This window comes from Rhodanobacter ginsenosidimutans (assembly GCF_042655685.1).
In the GTDB taxonomy this organism is placed as follows: Bacteria; Pseudomonadota; Gammaproteobacteria; order Xanthomonadales; family Rhodanobacteraceae; genus Rhodanobacter; species Rhodanobacter ginsenosidimutans.
Window position 1 is genome coordinate 178,694 of record NZ_JBHSMM010000003.1, and the last position, 18,612, is coordinate 197,305.

The 18,612-nt window shown below is 68.0% G+C and carries 11 protein-coding genes; 4 read left to right on the plus strand and 7 right to left on the minus strand.

The window, feature by feature from the left end:
- The first annotated feature begins 140 nt into the window (after window positions 1-140).
- Window positions 141-2,852 carry a phosphoenolpyruvate carboxylase gene (ppc, locus tag ACFPK0_RS13430; RefSeq protein WP_377341422.1) on the plus strand — a complete coding sequence of 904 codons (2,712 nt, stop codon included), beginning with the start codon at window positions 141-143 and terminating at the stop codon, window positions 2,850-2,852.
- Window positions 2,853-2,900: 48 nt separating this feature from the next.
- On the opposite strand, the gene ACFPK0_RS13435 is transcribed toward ppc, so the two are convergent.
- From ACFPK0_RS13435 to ACFPK0_RS13450, 4 genes are all read right to left on the minus strand, one after another.
- Window positions 2,901-3,662 carry a TerC family protein gene (locus ACFPK0_RS13435; RefSeq protein ID WP_377341424.1) on the minus strand — a complete coding sequence of 254 codons (762 nt, stop codon included), beginning with the start codon at window positions 3,660-3,662 and terminating at the stop codon, window positions 2,901-2,903.
- Window positions 3,663-4,016: 354 nt separating this feature from the next.
- Window positions 4,017-4,292, minus strand: a complete 276-nt coding sequence (locus tag ACFPK0_RS13440; RefSeq protein ID WP_377341426.1) for a GIY-YIG nuclease family protein — start codon at window positions 4,290-4,292, stop codon at window positions 4,017-4,019.
- Window positions 4,293-4,310: 18 nt separating this feature from the next.
- The gene (locus ACFPK0_RS13445; RefSeq protein WP_377341428.1) at window positions 4,311-4,940 is read right to left on the minus strand and encodes a glutathione S-transferase family protein; all 630 of its coding nucleotides are present in this window, start codon (window positions 4,938-4,940) and stop codon (window positions 4,311-4,313) included.
- A 195-nt stretch (window positions 4,941-5,135) separates the two neighbouring features.
- Window positions 5,136-6,998 carry an ATP-binding cassette domain-containing protein gene (locus tag ACFPK0_RS13450; RefSeq protein WP_377341430.1) on the minus strand — a complete coding sequence of 621 codons (1,863 nt, stop codon included), beginning with the start codon at window positions 6,996-6,998 and terminating at the stop codon, window positions 5,136-5,138.
- 194 nt (window positions 6,999-7,192) lie between these two features.
- On the opposite strand from ACFPK0_RS13450, the gene ACFPK0_RS13455 reads away from it, so the two are divergent.
- A complete protein-coding gene (locus tag ACFPK0_RS13455; protein ID WP_377341432.1) occupies window positions 7,193-10,099 on the plus strand; it encodes a serine/threonine-protein kinase in 2,907 nt (968 codons plus the stop codon).
- Between the two features lie 177 nt (window positions 10,100-10,276).
- Here the strand turns inward: ACFPK0_RS13455 and metK are convergent, their stop codons facing one another.
- A complete protein-coding gene (metK, locus tag ACFPK0_RS13460; RefSeq protein ID WP_377341434.1) occupies window positions 10,277-11,476 on the minus strand; it encodes a methionine adenosyltransferase in 1,200 nt (399 codons plus the stop codon).
- Between the two features lie 181 nt (window positions 11,477-11,657).
- Entirely contained in the window at window positions 11,658-13,550 is a 1,893-nt protein-coding gene (locus tag ACFPK0_RS13465) for an LTA synthase family protein (protein WP_377341436.1), read from the minus strand.
- Window positions 13,551-13,718: 168 nt separating this feature from the next.
- Here ACFPK0_RS13465 and glnE point away from each other — a divergent pair, with 168 nt between their 5' ends.
- Together glnE and ACFPK0_RS13475 are read left to right on the plus strand one after the other, a co-directional pair.
- The gene (gene glnE / locus ACFPK0_RS13470; protein ID WP_377341438.1) at window positions 13,719-16,559 is read left to right on the plus strand and encodes a bifunctional [glutamate--ammonia ligase]-adenylyl-L-tyrosine phosphorylase/[glutamate--ammonia-ligase] adenylyltransferase; all 2,841 of its coding nucleotides are present in this window, start codon (window positions 13,719-13,721) and stop codon (window positions 16,557-16,559) included.
- A gap of 60 nt (window positions 16,560-16,619) precedes the next feature.
- Window positions 16,620-17,327 carry an MgtC/SapB family protein gene (locus ACFPK0_RS13475; protein WP_377341440.1) on the plus strand — a complete coding sequence of 236 codons (708 nt, stop codon included), beginning with the start codon at window positions 16,620-16,622 and terminating at the stop codon, window positions 17,325-17,327.
- Window positions 17,328-17,529: 202 nt separating this feature from the next.
- Here the strand turns inward: ACFPK0_RS13475 and ACFPK0_RS13480 are convergent, their stop codons facing one another.
- Window positions 17,530-18,501 (minus strand): mitochondrial fission ELM1 family protein, encoded by a 972-nt coding sequence (locus tag ACFPK0_RS13480; protein ID WP_377341442.1) that lies wholly within the window; start codon window positions 18,499-18,501, stop codon window positions 17,530-17,532.
- Between the last annotated feature and the right edge of the window lie 111 nt (window positions 18,502-18,612).

An 18,612-nucleotide genomic window follows, 5' to 3' on the forward strand; every position in this document is an offset into this window, starting at 1 on the left:
GCGAAGCAATCGTGATCGTGGGCTACCCGACGCGTGACGAGCGCGCGATGAAAGGGCGGTAAAGACGTCCAAAACGAAAATTTTCCGCTGCGCTGCACAATTCGCTAAACTGGCCCACTGATTCGGCTGGAGCGTACCCAATGCAAGACAACCGCGAACTCGAGTTTTTGCCGCATGACGGCCCCCTGCGCGAGGACGTCAGCCGCTTGGGTGCGATGGTGGGTTTGATGTTGGCCGAGCAGGAAGGCCCGGCCTTTTTCGAGCGCGTCGAACAGGTGCGCACCGCGGCGATCCGTCGCCGGCGCGAAGGCGCGTCGGTGGACGAGCTGGCCGACTCGCTGGCGGGTCTGGACGCGGCCGATGCCGAGACGCTGGCCCGTGCCTTCGCCACCTACTTCCAGGCGGTGAACACCGCCGAGCGCGTCCATCGCATCCGCCGCCGGCGCGATTACCAGCGCGAGGGCGGCACCCCGCAGCCGGAATCCCTGCTCGACGTGCTGGGCCAGTTGAAGGCCGATGGCGTGCAGGCCGAGGAGTTGCTGGGCTGGATGGAGCGGCTGTGGATCGAGCCGGTGTTCACCGCCCATCCCACCGAGGCGGTGCGCCGTTCGCTGCTGGAAAAAGAGCAGGCGATCGTGCGTTCGCTGGTGGACAACTTCAATCACAACCGCACGCCGCAAGAGCGCATCGAGGACGACGACCGCATCTACATGGCGCTCTCCGCCGGCTGGCAAACCGCCGAGGCCTCGCCGGTGCGGCCCAGCGTGCAGGACGAATACGAGCACGTCGGTTACTACCTGGCCAACCCGCTCTACCGCATCGTGCCGGCGCTGTACGAGTCGCTGGCCCGCTCGCTGCAGGACGTCTATGGCGTGGCGGTGAAGCTGCCGCGGCTGCTGAGCTTCGCCAGCTGGGTGGGCGGCGACATGGACGGCAACCCCAACGTGGGCTCCGACACCATCGCCTCCAGCCTGGCCTCGCAGCGCGCCCAGGTGCTGGAGCGCTATCTCGAAGACATCAACGCGTTGGCCCATCAGCTCAGCCAGACCGAAGGCCGGGTGGGCGTTGCGCGCGGCCTGCGTACCCGGCTCGCTGATTACCGCGAGCGCTTTCCGGCCGCGGCGGCAAAGATCCGGCCGCGCCACCTGGACATGCCGTACCGCTGTTTCCTGGTGCTGATCGGCGCGCGACTGGAAGCCACGCGCGACGACCAGAAAGACGGCTATACGTCCGCGGCCGAACTGACCGATGACCTGCAACTGATCGCCGACAGCCTGTTCGACAACCTGGGCCTGCATGCCGGCGCCTATGCGGTGGAGCGGCTGATCTGCCGCGTGCGCAGCTTCGGCTTTCACCTGGCCCGGCTGGATCTGCGCCAGGATTCGCGGGTGCACGACGACGCGCTCGGCGCCCTGCTGAACGACCCTGACTGGGCCAGCCGGCCGAAGCTGGAGCGTGCCGATCGGCTGCGCCCGTATGCCAGCGGCGCACAGGCGTTCGGTGACTGCGACGACGACTCGGCGAAAAACCTGCAGTCGGTTTTCATCACCCTGCGCGAGAGCCGCCAGCGCTACGGCCTCGATGCCACCGGCCTGTACATCATCAGCATGGCGCGCTCGGCCGCCGACGTGCTGGCCGTGCTGGCGCTGGCGCGGCGCGGCGGACTTGTCTCGCCCGAGAAGCCGCACGACGTGCCGCTGGACATCGCGCCGCTGTTCGAGACGGTGGATGACCTGCAGAACGCACCGGCCTCGCTGCGGGCGCTGCTGGATGACCCTGTATATCGCCAGCACCTGGCGGCGCGCGGCGACCAGCAGTGGGTGATGCTGGGCTACTCCGATAGCGGCAAGGACGCCGGCACGCTGGCCTCGAAATGGGCGCTGCAACGGGCACAGGGCGAGTTGCTGGAAGTGGCGCGCGAAGCCGACATCCAGCTGGCGTTCTTCCACGGCCGCGGTGGTTCGGCCAGCCGCGGTGGCGCACGTATCACGCCGGCGCTGATGTCCTCGCCGCGCGGCGCGGTAGCCGGCGTGCTGCGCGTCACCGAGCAGGGCGAGGTGATCCACCGCAAGTACGGCATCCGCGCGCTGGCGCTGCGTGGGCTGGAGCAGACCGTGGGCGCGGTGCTGCGCGCCTCGCTGCGCCCACGCCAGACCGATCCCCGTGAAGTGCGCTGGTCGGAGGTGATGACGGCTCTGTCGGCAGCCAGCCGCAAGACCTATCGCGAATTCGTCGACCGCGAGCATTTCGTGGAATATTTCCGCACCGCCACGCCGGTCGACGTGATCGAGAAGATGACCCTGGGCTCGCGCCCGGCCAGCCGCCGCAGCATGCGCGGCGTGCAGGATCTGCGCGCCATCCCGTGGGTGTTCGCCTGGACCCAGTGCCGCTCGATCCTGCCCGGCTGGTACGGCCTGGGCAGCGCGCTGGAGCAGGGCGTCGAGCAGTTCGGCGAGGACACCCTGGCGGAAATGGCGCGGCACTGGCCGTTTTTCAGCAACATGCTCGACGACGTCGAAATGGTGTTGGCCAAATGCGACCTCGGCATTGCCGAGGCGTTTTCCACCTTGTCCGGGCCGCTGCACGACGACTTCTTCAGCCTGATCCGCGACGAGTTCGAACGCACCCGGCGCTGGCTGTTGCGCCTGAAGAGCACCGGCACGCTGTTGAACGACTCGCCGCGGCTGGCCGTCTCGATCCGCCTGCGCAACCCGTACATCGATCCGATGAGCCTGCTGCAGGTCGACCTGCTGCGCCGCTGGCGTGCGGGCAACGGCACCGACGATGCCTTGCTGCAGGCGCTGGTCGCCTGCGTCAACGGCGTGTCACAGGGTTTGCAGAACACGGGCTGATTGCCGGGACGGCGGCGCGCACATGCGGCGCGCCGCCGCTGCACCGGGTCAGCCCGGCTCGCCGCGGTATTTCTCGTGCAGCGCCACCGGCGCGGTCTGGTTGGCGGCGCGTCGGCGGATCCACAGGTTGATCAGCTCCACGAATACCGAGAAGGCCATCGCGGCATAGATGTAGCCCTTGGGAATGTGCTGGCCGAAGCCGTCGGCCATCAGCACCAGGCCGATCATGATCAGGAAGCTCAGCGCCAGCACCTTGACGGTGGGGTGGCGCTCCACGAACTCGCCCAGCGGCCGCGCGAACGCCAGCATGAAACCGATCGAGGCCAGGATGGCGGTGACCATCACCCAGCGCTGATCGACCATGCCCACGGCGGTGATGATGGAGTCCAGCGAGAACACCACGTCCAGCAGCATGATCTGCACGATCACCCCGCCGAACGTCGCGGCCGCCGTACCCGCCGTCACCTGCTCGGTGGGGCCTTCCAGTTTCTGGTGGATTTCGTGGGTGGCCTTGGCGATCAGGAACAGGCCGCCGCCGATCAGGATCAGGTCGCGCCACGAGAAGGCGTGGCCGAACAGCGAGAACAGCGGCGCGGTCAGCCCCACGATCCAGGCGATCGCCAGCAGCAGTCCAAGCCGCGTGATCGCCGCCAGCATGATGCCGAGGCGGCGCGCCTTGTCGCGCTGCTCGATCGGCAATTTGCCGGCCAGGATCGAGATGAAAATGATGTTGTCGATGCCAAGGACCAGCTCCAGGGCGGTCAGCGTGGCGAGGGCGATCCAGATTTCGGGATTGGCCAGTGCTTCCATGGGAATCTCTCGGGTGGATGAAGGCGGCGAAGGTTTTCGCCATTGAGGTGAAGCATGCCGCCGGCAGCGAATGGCGGCGGTGAAGACGTTGACAGCGGTTCGACCGCCGCCGGCAAATGCGGCGCGGTGCTACGGGGAAGGACGTTTCATGGGCGTACAGCTGCTCCGGCAAGGCTCATGGGCCACGGCCGCGGGGCATCTGTGATGGACGCACCTTCGCCGTGGATCGGCGAAGGTCTTGCTCGCAAACCATTTGCCGGCTTGCTGCTGCACCGGGGCAAAAGCCCGTAATGACGGCGACAGCGACTGGGAGCTACTCCCCTTCGCGGACGATGCTAGCACGTGCGCCGCCGTTTACCGCGACATGCTTTCGTGCAGCGCCGCGATGCGCTGCGCCCGCGGCAGGCGCTTCCAGGCGATCTCCAGCCGTAACGCCTCGCCGTGGCTGGCGACCCAGACCCAACCCAGCATCTGCCTCGGCGGGTTGGAGCGGGTAAAACGCGCGCCCTTGCCGGCGAGGTGCTTTGCGTAGCGTTGTTCGGGGTCACGGGCGATGCCGGTGTAGACGCGGCCGTCGGCGCATTCCAGCAGGTAGACAGCCCAGGCAGTGGTGCCGGGGGCGTCGTTCACCGGTTCAATCCCACCCGATCAGGCCCATTCGACCAGGCCCTCGGCATCGCAGACCTGCTTCCATGACGGGCGTGCCTTGAGACGCGTGGCCAGGGCGGCCAGTTGCGGCCATTGCGTCGCCGGCTTCGGCATGTTGCGCGACCAGCGCATCAGCATCAGCGCATACAGGTCGACCAAGCCGAAGGTGTCGCCGAGCATGTACGGGCCGTGTGCGGCGAGGTGGGCATCGATCTTCGTCCAGCATTTTTCGATGCCGGCGCGCGCCGCCTTCCCGATCGTGTCGGCGCCTTCGGGCAGGTGGTCGCCGGGATAGAACCACTGGCGGAACAGCGGTTGCAGGTTGTTGGCGAGGTACAGCATCCATTGCAGGTAATCCGCGCGCCCGGCGCTGCCAGCCGCCGGGGCCAGCGCGGCTTCGGGGTGGCGTTCGGTCAGCAGCATCGCCAGCGCCGCCGCTTCGCTGTGCGGCACGCCGTCGATCACCAGCGTCGGCACCACGCCATTCGGGTTGATCGCCAGATACGCCGCACTGCGCTGCTCGCCCCTGTCGAGGTCAATGCGCTTGAGCTCGTGCGGCGCGCCGATTTCCAGCAGCGCCAGGTGCACCAGCAGGTTGGCCGAGCCGGGGGCGTAGTAGAGCGTGTACATGGGGCGTGTCCGTGGGTGGGGTCAGTGGATGATACGGCCAAGAGCAGCCCCCATCCGCCCTGTCGGGCACCTTCCCCCGTTGCACGGGGGAAGGAAGCGACCGGACTCCTCGAATCAGCAAGCTCCCTTCCCCCGCTCGCGGGGGAAGGTGCCCGACAGGGCGGATGAGGGCCGCTTTTGCGCCGTCCCCGCGAATCAGCCATCCAGCTCCGCCCACCGCGCATACGCCGCATCAAGCTCAGCCTGTACCGCCACCAGCTCCTCGTTCGCCTTGACGATCGCCGCACTGTCCTGCTGGAAAAACGCCGGCTCGTTCATCGCGGCGCTGCGCGTGGCGATGTCGCGTTCCAATTGCTCGATGCGCTTGGGCAGCTGATCCAGCTCATGCTGCTCCTTGAAGCTGCGCTTGCGCTTCGCTGCAACCGGCGCGGCCGGCGCGGGAGTTGCGGCGGTCGGCTTTGGCGCGTGGCCGGCCGTGCGCGGGCCGGGCTTCTGCCGCAGCCAGTCGCTGTAGCCGCCCACGTATTCGCCGATTTGCCCATCGCCCTCCAGCACCAGGGTGCTGGAGACCACGTTGTCGAGGAAGGCGCGGTCATGCGAGACCAGCAGCAGGGTGCCCTGGTAGTCGGTCAGCAATTCTTCCAGCAGCTCGAGTGTTTCCACGTCGAGGTCGTTGGTCGGTTCATCCATCACCAGCAGGTTGGACGGTTGTGCGAACAGCTTGGCCAGCAGCAGGCGGTTGCGCTCACCGCCGGAGAGGCGGGTGATCGGCGCGCGGGCGCGTTCGGGCGAGAACAGGAAATCCTGCAGGTAGCCGATGATGTGCTTGCGCTGGCCGTTGAGCTCGATGTATTCGCGGCCTTCGGCCACGTTGTCCAGCGCGTTGAGCTTGTCGTTGAGCTGCAGGCGGTGCTGGTCGAAATAGGCGATCTCGATGGACGTGCCCAGCTCCGCCGTTCCCCGCTGCGGAATGAGCTCGCCCAGCATGATCTTCAGCAGCGTGCTCTTGCCGGCGCCGTTGGGGCCGATGATGCCGATGCGGTCGCCACGCAGGATGGTGGTGCTGAGGTCGTCGATCAGCACGCGGCCGTCGTAGGCCTGGTGCACGTGCTTGAGGTCGATCACCTTCTTGCCGGACGACTGCGCGTTGGCCGCCGTCATCTTCACGTTGCCGCTGAGGTTGCGCCGTTCGGCGCGCTCGTTGCGCAATGCTTTCAGCGCGCGCACGCGGCCTTCGTTGCGGGTGCGCCGGGCCTTGATGCCCTGGCGAATCCACACTTCCTCCTGCGCCAGCTTCTTGTCGAACAGCGCGTTCGCCTGTGCTTCGGCGTGCAGGCGTTCCTCGCGGCGGCGCAGGTAGTTGTCGTAGTCGCCAGGCCAGTCGGTCAGCGCGCCGCGGTCGATTTCAACGATGCGGGTGGCCAGCGCGCGCAGGAAGCTGCGGTCATGGGTGACGAAGATGATGCTGCCGGCGAACTGCTTGAGGAAGGTTTCCAGCCAGCCGATGGCTTCGATATCCAGATGGTTGGTCGGCTCGTCCAGCAGCAGCACGTCGGGCTTGCGCACCAGCGCCTGGGCCAGCAGCACGCGGCGCTTCATGCCGCCGGACAGCGCGGCGAAATCGGTTTCGCCGGGCAGTTCCAGCTGGGTGATCACGTCGCTGACGCGGCGGTCCAGGTCCCAGCCGTGCTGCGCCTCGATCTGGTGCTGCACATCGCCCAGCGCGTCGAAGTCGCCGGTGTCGAGCAGGTGGTGGTAGCGCGCCAGCAGCCGGCCCAGGTCGCCCAGGCCCTCGGCGACCACGTCGAACACGCTGCCCTCGGTGCCGTGCGGCACCTCCTGCGCCATCCGGGCCACCACGATGCCGTTCTGGATGCGCACCTCGCCGTCGTCGGCCTGCAGCTCGCCAGCGATCAGTTTCATCAGGGTGGATTTGCCTTCGCCGTTGCGACCGACGATGCAGACACGCTCGTTCGCCTCGATCGACAGATCGACATGTTCAAGCAGGAGGGGGCCGCCGATGCTGAAGTCGACGCGTTGCAATTGGATAAGAGACATCCGCCCATTGTAGCGGTTACGGCTCTGAACGCCGTCGCGCGAAGGTTCGCGATGGTGAAAGGAATTGGCGGTATTCCCTGAAGGGCGCATCGGGCCGGCGCCCCCGGGAGCGGCCGCGGACACGGGTCGAAAAGGCGGGCCATACGGCCCCGGCTTCAGGCGTCTATACTGATTGGCCAACACGGGGGTGGGGGATGACCAGGCAACTGACGGATCGCTATCGCGAGGCGAAGCTTATCGCCATGGCGGCGATCGAGCTTGGCATGGATGCGCGCGAGGAAATGATCGCGTCGGCGGTGGCCGGCGACGAGGAGCTCGGCCGCGAAGTGCGCTGGATGATCGGCGCGATCGAGAGCAGCCACACCGCGCCGATGCCCGGCGACCAGATGCAGACGGCCGACCTCAGCGGCCACGATGCGCAGGCCTCGGCGCCCCGGCATTACCGCTTGCTGCGCCGCCTGGGTGAAGGCGGCATGGGCACGGTCTACCTGGCCGAGCGCACCGATGGTGATTTCGTGCAGCAGGTGGCGCTGAAATTCCTGCAGGCGTCGGCGGAAGGCTCGCCGGTGCTGCTGGAGCGCTTCACCCGCGAGCGGCAGGTGCTGGCGCGGCTGGAGCATCCGGGCATTGCGCATCTGCTCGATGGCGGCGTGCTGACCGACGGCAAACCGTTCCTGGCGATGGAGTACGTCGAGGGCGAGCGCATCGATGCCTGGTGCGAACACCATGGGGCCGACCTGCGCGAGCGCGTGTTGCTGTTCCTTAAGGTGTGCGCGGCGGTGGAGTACGCCCATCGCAACCTCATCATCCATCGCGACATCAAGCCGGCGAATATCCTGGTAACGGAATATGGCGAGCCGAAGCTGCTGGATTTCGGCATTGCGCGAATCATCGACGAACACGTTGACGTTGCCGCCACCGCCACCGGCGCCCAGGCGCTGACCCTGGCCTATGCCAGCCCGGAACAGATCGAACGCCAGCCGCTGACCACCGCCGCGGACGTCTATTCGCTGGGCGTGGTGCTTTACCAGCTGGTGTCCGGGCGGCGGCCGTTCCAGCATCTGGTGACGCCGCACCTGTTGACCAACGCCATCATCGGCGGCGTCGTGGTGGCGCCAAGCCGCGTCGCGAAGGCGGCGGCAAGAGAGATCGGCGGCGAGAAAACCCCCGGGTTTTCGGTGCCTGCCGATATCGATGCGATCGTGCTGAAATCGCTGCGTCGGCACGCGGCCGAACGCTACGCCACCGTCGGCGAACTGGTGGCGGACCTGCGGCGTTTCCTGGCGCGCCACCCGGTGCACGCGCGGCGCGGCGTGCGGCTGTATCGCGTACGCCGCTTCGTGCAGCGCAACCGCTGGCCGCTGGCGGCCGCGTCGGTGCTGCTGGTCGCGGTGCTGTCCGGCCTGGGTTCATCGCTGTATGCGCTAGGCCAGGCGCGCACCCAGCAACAGCTGGCCGAACACCGGCAGCAGCAACTGGAGCGCATCGTGCACTTTCAGCAGTCGATGTTCGACAGCGTGGATATCGACGCGATGGGTCATGCGATCAAGCGTGATCAGGAGCGGCAGTTGACCGCCATGCTCTCGACCGGCAAGGACGGGCCGGTGCCGGACAAGGGCGCGGTCGAGGAATTGCAGCGCGCCTTCGCCGGCATCTCGGCCACCGACACCGCCCGCAACGTGCTCGATACCTACGTGGTGACGCACGCGCTGGACAGCCTGGACGCGGCGTTTGCCGATGCACCGACCCTCGCCGCCGACATGCGTCAATCCCTGGCCCGCGTGCTGGTGAACATCGGCAGTTACCCGCATGCCGTCACCGAGTTGCGCAAGGTGCTGTCGACCCGCGATCAGGGCGCCCCCGCCGATGACCAGGCGCGGCTTTCGACGCAGATCGACCTGGCGCAGGCCCTGTATCGCAAGGGTGACCTGGATGCCGCGGCGGAACTGTTTGGGCAATCGGGCAGGGAATCGTCCTCGCTGCCGGTGGCCGCGCCGTTGCGCGTTGCCGCTGAAGCCGGGCGCGGTCGGGTGCTGGCGGCGCAAGGCCACCTGCAGCAGGCGCTGGTGCTGCAGCAGAAGCTGTATGAGCAACTGCAGCCGCTGTTGCCGGCCACCGACACCGGCGTGATGGAACTGCGGCAGGACCTGGTGACCACCCTGATCGGCCTGGGCATGCGCGACGAAGCGCGCAAGCAGGCCGAGGCGCTGGTGGCGCTGGACCGCGGCAAGCTGGGCGCGGAGCACCCCGAAACACTCAAGGCCATGGTGGTGCTGGCCAAGCTGCTGCATTACCGCCACGAGTACGAGAAGTCACTGGCGCTGGCACGCGAAGTGGCGAACATCCGCGAACGCAAGCTGGGCGCGGATCACCCCGAGACGTTGCGCGCGCAGAACATGGTGGCCACCGACGAGGTTTACCTGGCGCAAGACCCGGTCGCGTTCAAGCAGGCGCATGTGCTGCTGGACCGGGTGGTGGCCACGCGCGAGCGGCTGCTTGGCCCGGACCATCCGGACACGATGGTGTCGCTCACGGTGATGGTGCGGCTGGTGGCCAAGCAGGGGCATTTTGCCGACGACCCGGCGGTCGCACAGGGGTATTACGCGAAAGCCATTGCGCTGGAGCGCAGGATCCTGGCGTCGCATGAACGCATGCTGGGGCCGAACCACCCTCACACCCTGATGGCCCACGGCAGCCTGGCCAGCCTGTTGAACGCCGCCGGTCAGCACCGGAAGGCGCTGACCGAGGCTGAGCTCACGCTGGCGGGGCAGCGCCGTGCGCTGGGTGACGATCATCCGATCATCTTCGGCACGCTGACCCTGATCGGCGATATCAACAGCGACGCGGGCGACTGGAAGGCGGCGCGCATGGCCTACCGGCAGGCGTTGACCGGGCGCGAGAAACTGCTCGGGCCGCGCGATGCGCATACGATCGAGAGCGCGTCGCGCCTGCATTACGCGCTTTCCGAACTGGGCGCACAACATGCCGCCGAAAGTGTCCGCCAGGAGTATCTGGACCCCGTCATCGCCATGAACCCGGCCAACCTCAACGCCAGCATGCGCAGCGTGCGCGACGAGGCCATCCGCATGCTCACGCCCTGAGGCTTTCGGTTCCTCCCCCTGTTTGTAAGGGGGAGGCTGGCGGAAAGATCAAAAGCTGACCCCTCCCCGGCCATTCCGTGCGAGCGGGGGAGGCGATGGGCAGCTTCCGCCGTCGTGAAACGCGAAAGGCCCCGCATGTGCGGGGCCTTTTGTCGAAGCGGCAAATCTGCGGGGCGCTTACTTCAGCTTCGCGTCCTTGCGCAGCGCCTCGGCGCGGTCGGTCTTTTCCCACGAGAACGAGGTGAACTTGTTGCCGTTGGCGTCGGTCAGCTCCTGCGGCGTGCGGCCGAAGTGGCCGTAGCTGGCGGTCTGCTGATACATCGGGTGGATCAGGTCGAGCATCTGCAGGATGCCGAACGGGCGCAGGTCGAAATGCTTGCGGATCAGCTTCTCGATCTTGTCGTCGCTGATCTTGCCGGTGCCGAAGGTGGTGACCGAGATCGAGGTGGGATGCGCCACGCCGATCGCGTAGCTCACCTGCACCTCGCAACGGTCGGCGATGCCGGCGGCCACGATGTTCTTGGCCACGTAGCGCGCGGCGTAGGCGGCCGAGCGGTCGACCTTGGACGGATCCTTGCCCGAGAACGCGCCGCCACCGTGACGGGCCCAGCCGCCGTAGGTGTCGACGATGATCTTGCGGCCGGTCAGGCCGCAGTCGCCCACCGGTCCGCCGATGACGAACTTGCCGGTCGGGTTGATGTGGAACTTGGTGCCCTTGTGCAGCCACTTCTCCGGCAGCACCGGCTTCAGGATCAGCTCGCGCACGCCTTCGATCAGGTCTTTCTGCTTCACGCCCGGATCGTGCTGGGTGGACAGCACCACCGCGTCGATCGCCACCGCCACGCCGTTCTCGTAGCGCAGCGTGACCTGGCTCTTGGCGTCCGGGCGCAGCCACGGCAGCGGCGAGTTCTTCTTCTTGCGCACCTTGGCCTGTTGCTCGACCAGGCGGTGCGAGAAGTGGATGGCGGCGGGCATGAAGGTTTTGGTTTCGTTGGTGGCGTAGCCGAACATCAGGCCCTGGTCGCCGGCGCCCTGGTCTTCCGGATTCTTGCGGTCCACGCCCTGGTTGATGTCGGGCGACTGCTTGCCGATCAGGTTCAGCACGCCGCAGGTGGCGCCGTCGAAACCGACGTCGGACGAGTCGTAGCCGATGTCCAGGATCACCTTGCGGGTCAGCGCCTCCAGGTCGATCCAGGCGTTGGTGGTGACTTCGCCGGCGACGATCGCCACGCCGGTCTTGACCATGGTTTCGCAGGCGACGCGGGCACGCGGGTCCTGCGCGATGATGGCGTCGAGCACGGCATCGGAGATCTGGTCGGCGACCTTGTCCGGATGGCCTTCGGAGACCGATTCGGAGGTGAACAGGTAGTTGGACATCGCGGCTATATCCCTTTGTACGGATAGAAAGATAAAGAAAGGCGCGATGATACAACGCCATCCCCGGTTTTGCAGCCTCGCGCAAGCACGTCGTGGGCGGAATTCCAGCCGCGTTCAGCCGCCCGCCGCGTCGCCAGCCAGCGGCGCGGTGCGGCAAGTCGGCCCACCGCGGGCCGGACCCTCACAACCCGACGGCGGCGGCCTGCGGCGGCGCCGGTGCGACATCGTGGGCAACGCCGCCGATCGGCGCGAGGACTTTCGGCAGCAGGCTGTCGAGCGTGCCGTTCATGCGCAGCTGGTCGATGCTGGACATGGCCTGGTCCAGCTTGCGCTGCTCGGTGCCCTCCGTCGGCGGCGGTGCGCCGGGCGCCTCGGTGAGCGCCGCCAGTTCCGGGCCTACCAATTGGGTCAGTGCGAAGTACGCGTCGTCGTGGATGCCCACCTGTTCCAGCAGCACGCCGGGCAGCAGCCAGGAGGCGGTGTCCAGGTGCACCGGCTTGATCGGATGCTTCGGTTCGACCAGCAGCCAGGTGCCGGCCTGGCTCAGCATGTCCTTGCCGTCGACGAAGCCGGCGATTTGGTAGCTGTTGCTGAGCGCCGGCAGGTGGTCGCCGTAGAACAGCACCAGGCTCGGGCGTCGGCGCGCGGCCAGCTGTTTCACCAGCCGGCCCAGCTCGGCGTCGGCGTGGCCGATGTGATAGAGGTAGGTCTGCAGCTCCAGCTTGTCGCGCCCTTCGATGCCTTCCGGCACGGCGATGGCGTCGCGCTCGGCGGTGTGGGCGGGCTCGATGTCGTAGGGTCCGTGCGCTTCGATGCTGATGGCGAAGATGAACTGCGGCGGGCCGCTGTCTTTCAGCTGGCGCAGGATTTCGTCGGTCATGGCGGCGTCGGCCATGTACTTGCCATCCAGCGGCGCATCGGCGGGGAACGACGCCTGCGACACGAAACGGTCGAAGCCCAGCGCCTTGAACGCCGCGCTGCGGTTCCAGAACGCGGGGTCGTTGCCGTGCAGCGCGATGGTGTCGTAGCCATGCTGGTTCAGCACGCGAACCAGGCTGGGCACGGTGGCGTGGCTCAGCTGCAGATAGGGAAACTGCAGGTTGTCGAAATAGCGCAACGACAGACCGGTCAGCATCTCGAACTCGGTGCGGATGGTGCCACCGCCGAAGGTCGGCACATGCAGCTGGCCGCTGGTCCCCCGACCCGCCAGCCGGCGCAGGTTCGGGGTGAAGTGGCTGTGCTCGTAGCCCTTCATGATGGTCGGGTCGAAGAACGATTCGCTCTGCACCACCACGATGTCGGGCAGCTCCGCGCTGCCCGCCGAGGGCAGCAGCAGGCGCTGGCGCAGCGGGTGGTCGTAATCGGCGATCAGTTGCCTGGCCAGGGCGAGGTCGGGCTTCTTCTTGCCGTGGCCGTAATGCAGGTCGAACATGATCAGCCCGCTGATCAACCCCGAGTGGTTGGCGGTGGACATCGCCGACCACGGCTCCAGCCACAGCACGCGTCCGTTGTAGAGCCGCTCCCAGGTGGTGACGCCCAGCAGCAGGCTCAGCAGCGCTGCCGCCAGCACACTGCCGGCGACAAGGCGCTTGCCGCCCGTGCGTTGCGGCAGCAGCGGCGGCTCGTAGCGCCACATCGCGACCACCAGCGCCAGCCCGGCCAGCAAGCCCAGGTACGGCCACGGGCTGTGCGGCAGGTAGCCGGACAGCAGGTGCATGCCGCCCTTGCGCAACTGGCCCACCATCTGGAAATCGGCCGGCAGCAGCGGCGTGCCCAGGTTCGCCACCTTCAGCGTGTTGACCCCGTAGACCACGCCTTCGAACAGCAGCACCAGGCCGAACGACAGCAGCAGCCGGCGGGTGAGCAGCAACAGCACGCCCGCCAGCAGCAGGCCGGGGAGGGCATTGGCGAACGGGAAGCGGGCCTGGTCCAGCAGGCGCTTCGGCACCACGCCGACGCCGCCGTCGATCAGCCCGGTCAGCAGCACGAAACCGAACACCACGGCCAGCAGCGCAAGCGTGCGCCAAACCGGGGCATGCCAGCGGTGCGGGAGGCGGGTGGGTTTCAACGACATGGCAGTCCTGTTGCTGTCATCGCGGGGCAGCGAATGTAATCAAGCCAACATGAACCGCACGTTGGTCGGATCGCGCAGTTTCGGGCCTGCACGGGCGCGCTTCAATGGATGGGCCACGTTCGCCCGGAACGGTGTCGGCTGCACGCCGCACTGCGGCACAATGCGGGCATGCCTGTCCAACCTTCCCCCGCGCTGCGCGCGCTGATCGACGACCGCTACGGCGACCTGGCGGCTCGCTGCCGCGCCGCCGGCATCCCGCTGCACGACGACGCCGGGGTGGCCGAGCGCATCCGGAACACCTTGCTGGCCAGCGATTTCGCCTTCGACGTGTGGTGCCACCAGCCGGAACTGCTGGCGCCGGGCCTGCAACGGCTGCGTGCGGGCGGTGATGCGTCCACGCGTGTCGGGGCATTGAAGTTGTCCGACGACGAAGCGGCCTGCATGGAAACGCTGCGGCGCTTTCGTCACGCCGAGGCCTTGCGGCTGGTGTTCCGCGACGTCAACGACCTGGACGAACTTCCCGAAACCCTGTCGGCCACCAGCGTGCTGTACGAGGCTTTGCTGAGTGCCGCGCTGGGCTGGTCGGAACGGTGGATGGCCGCACGCTACGGCCAGGCGCGCGACAGTGATGGCGCCGTGCAGCGGCTGGTGGTGGTGGGCTTCGGAAAGCTCGGTGGCAGCGAGCTGAATTTCTCGTCCGACATCGACCTGGTGCTGGCCTACCCCCACGGCGGTGAAAGCGACGGCGCGCGCACGCTCGACAACAGCGAGTACTTCGTGCGGCTGGGACGCCAACTGGTGCGGCTGCTGCACGAGCCCACGATGGACGGCATCTGCGCCCGCGTCGACTTGCGCCTGCGCCCGTTCGGCAACGCGGGGCGGCTGGCGCTGTCGTTCGCGGCGATGGAGCAGTACTACCAGAATGAAGGCCGCGACTGGGAGCGCTACGCATGGATCAAGGCCCGGCCGGTGGCAGGCGATCGCCAGGCCGGCAAGCAGCTGCAGGAGCTGCTGCGGCCGTTCATCTACCGCAAGTATCTCGACTACACCGCCTTTGCCGGCCTGCGCGAAATGAAGGCGCTGATCGATGCCGAGGTGGCGCGCAAGGACCTGGCCGACAACCTGAAACTCGGCCCCGGCGGTATCCGCGAGATCGAATTCATCGTGCAGCTGACCCAGCTGATCCGCGGCGGTCGCGAACCCTCGATGCGCGTGCGCGGCCTGCTGCCGGCGCTGACTGCCTGCGAGGCGCGCGGTCATATTGGCGCGGCGCGGGCACGCATGCTGCGCGAGGCTTACGTGTTCCTGCGGCGGCTGGAAAACCGCGTGCAGATGCTGCGCGACGCGCAGACCCACGACATCCCCGACGACGCGCTGAGCCGCGAGCGCATTGCGCTGGGGCTGGGCCATCCGGATTGGGAAACACTGAATGCCACGCTGGCGCACCACCGCGCCCATGTCAGCGAGGAATTTGCCGCCGTATTGATGCCGCAGGGCGGGCGCGCCGCGAAGGTGCCCGCGGCCGACAACGTGCTGTGGCAGCACGCCTGCGACGAGTCGCTGGAAGCGGGCACGCTGGAAGCCTCCGGTTTCGTGCCCGGCGTCGAGCTGGCCGACGCGCTGTTGAAACTGCCGCAGGCCTCGCCGGTGCGGGCGATGTCGGCGCGCTCGCGCGAACGGCTGGATCGGTTGATGCCGCAGCTGTTCGGCGTGGCGCGCGAGAGCGCCGCGCCGGTGGCCTGCATGCTGCGGTTGTGTCGCCTGGTGCAGGCGGTGGCGCGTCGCTCCGCCTATCTGGCCCTGCTGGAGGAACAGCCGCTGGCGCGCAAGCGGCTGGCCCGGCTGTTCGGCGACAGCGCGTTCCTGGCCGAGCGGGTCATCATGCAGCCGCTGTTGCTGGATGACGTGCTTGACCCGCGCATCGATCAATTGCCGCTGAAGCGCGCCGACATCAGCGCCGAGATCACCCGCGTGCTGGGCACGCTGGACGAGCGCGAGGCCGAGGCGGAGCTGGAGCGCATCAACGAGTTCAAGGCCAGCACCGCGTTCCGATTGGGGCTGGCATTCAACGATGGTCGCGCCGACGCGGTGGCCACCGCGCGCCGACTGGCCGCGCTGGCCGAATCGGTGGTCGCCACGGTGACCTCGCTGGCCGAACGCGAACTGGCCGTGCAGCACGGCCGGCTGCCGGGCGAGGGTTCCGGTTTTGCCGTGCTGGGCTACGGCAGCCTGGGCGGCGAGGAGCTGGGTTTCGCCTCGGATCTGGACCTGGTCTTCGTCTATGACGGCCGCCGCGCGCAGGCGATGAGCGACGGCACGCGCCCGCTGGAAGGCGCGCGCTGGTACCAGCGGCTGGCACAGCGGGTGATGAACTGGCTGACCGTGCTGACCCGCGGCGGGCGCATGTACGAAGTGGACACGCGCCTGCGGCCGGACGGCTCCAAGGGTTTGCTGGTCAGCAGCCTGGACGGCTTTGTGGCCTACCAGCGCGGCCGCGCCTGGACGTGGGAGCACCAGGCGTTGCTGCGGGCGCGGCCGGTGGCCGGCGACCGCGCGCTCACCGCGCAACTGGCCGGGGTACGCCGCGAGATCCTGGCCGTGCCGCGCGATCCGGCCGCCGTGCTGGCCGAGGTCAGCAGCATGCGCCAGCGCTGGCGCGCCGAACGCGACCGCTCCGACGCCACCCAATTCGACTTGAAGCAGGGCCACGGCGGCTTGCTGGATATCGAGTTCGCGCTGCAGGGCTTGGTGCTGGCGCACGCCCAGCGGCCGGGCCTGCTTGAGGTCACCGCCAACGCGTCGGTGATCGGCGCCTGCCACGACGCCGGCCTGTTGAATGCCAACCAGGCCGCCGTGCTCGGCGCCGCCCACGCCGAACTGCTGCATCGCGCCCTGCGCTGCACGATGGACCTGCGTTCGCGGATCGCGCCGCGCGACGAGGCGCTGGCGACGCTTTGCGCCAGCGTGCGCGAGGTCACCGCGGCGCTGGGTTTCACCTTCGACGAATGACTGCGGCTGTGCGTGGGATCGGCACGGATCGCGAAGTCCGATGGATCACGGGAGGCAGGCATGCTTGATACGTGGGAAATACTGCAGCGGCTGGTGCTGGCGGCGGTGCTCGGTGCGGTCATCGGCGCCGACCGCGAGCGGCGTGAGTGGGCCGCCGGCCTGCGTACGCACATGCTGGTGTGCGTGGGCGCGGCGCTGGCGATCATCGTGTCGGCCTACGGTTTCAGCGACGCACTGAAAAACCCGCGCGTGATGCTGGACCCTTCGCGCGTGGCGGCGCAGGTGGTCAGCGGCATCGGCTTCCTCGGCGCCGGCACCATCTTGTTTATGCAGCGCGAGCAGGTGGTGCGTGGCCTGACCACCGCCGCCGGGCTGTGGGCGGTGGCGTCGATCGGCCTGGCGGCGGGTGCCGGCCTGTATGCGGCGGCAGCGATGACCACGGCGTTGATCTGGGTGATCCTGGTACTGCTCAAGCCGTTGCAGCGGCGCTTGTTCGCGCGTCACAACCTGCGCCCGCGGGTGCTGCTCAGCCTGGCTGGCGATGGTGCGGTGGCCGGCGTGGAAGCCGTGGTGGCGGCGCAACAGCTGCCGCTGTTCAAGCTGATCCTGAATTGCCGCAGGGATGCCGACGACCAGCTCATCCTGATCTTCGAGCGCGGCGTCGACAGCACCCGGATGACCGCCTTGACCGACGCGCTGCGAGGGGTGGTTGGCGTCACCGCGATCCAGCTGGGCAGCGCCATTCGCGACGCCAGCCGCCCGAAGTAGGGCTCCGAGCCTGTGAGGAAAACCACTTCCTGTGGCTTTCCTCTATCGCGCTTCCGGCACAGGCCCGGAAGCGCTCACGCGGATCAATCACCTGCGTGATCGATCCGCGCCCGTCCATCGGGCAACCGCTCCTGCGTTGCCTCAACTCGGGCATCCATGCCCTCACGTGGCCGGGCTTCGAGGTTGAAAAAATCACAACCTCTCAGTCGCCCTGGCGTTGCGCCATGCGCGCCAGCAGTTGCCCGGCGAGTGCCGTCGTTTCGCGTAGTGGCGGTTGCGGCGATGCGGTGGTGTCGTCGATGTCGTGCAGCAGGTTCGCCGCGCGCAAGGCCTGATGGAAGCGGGCGATCCTGGCCGGCAAGGGCGCCGTGGTGAAGGTGTGCACCGGACAGCCCACGGCGCAGGCCTCGGACAGCATGTTCACCGAATCGGGCGTCACCACCAGCCGGTCGGCCCAGCCGAGCACGCCGGGGAACGGGTTGCGGCCGTCATCGGGGCCAGCCCAGACGATGCCGGGGACGTCGCGCAGCGCCTGGCGGAAAAGCTCGATGAGTTCCGTGGGCGTGCGGCGCGAGGCCAGCACCAGCAGGCTGCCGCCCTCGCTTCGGTGGCGGGCCAGCAGGTGGCCCAGCAAGCGGTCGGCGTAGTCATCGTCCAGATCGATGCCGCGACGCGGCCCGCCCAGCAGCACGCCCACCCGCGGCTGCGGCAGCTCGCCCAGCAAGGGGCAGGCGTCGCGGCCGTCGGCCAGCCAGCGCTCGTCCACCGTATTGAGCGAACCCAGCGGGCGCAGCACATTGGCGCCGTCGAGGTCGTCATGGCGTGGCGCGATCACCGCATCCCAATGGCGCGGGTCGATGCGCGGGTCCAGGATCTGCACCGTGTAGCAGCGCCCGCCGGAAAGCGGCCGCAACATCCGCGTGAGCAGCGCCGCGGAGCGACCGCAGCCGATCGCCAGCTCGGGCCACGGCGGCGCGAACAGCGGGCGCTGTGACGCCGGCAAGGCCCGCGTGTTTCCCATCGTGAAGCGCGGCGACAGCCACGACCACGGCGCCCGCAGTTGCAGTCGCAGGTGGCGCACCGGCCGCTGCATGTGCTCGGCCAGCGCAAGCGCCTGACGCTGGTTGCCGGCGGCGTTGTCCGTGATCACCCAGCACTCGCCTGGCGTCAGCATGGCGGCGCTTTGCGGGTAATTGTTTCGCTGGCGTACACAGTGCGTTCCCCTCGGCCGTGGTTCGATCGCGCCAGGCCACCATTACACTCTCTAATTCGCGATCGCGCCGCC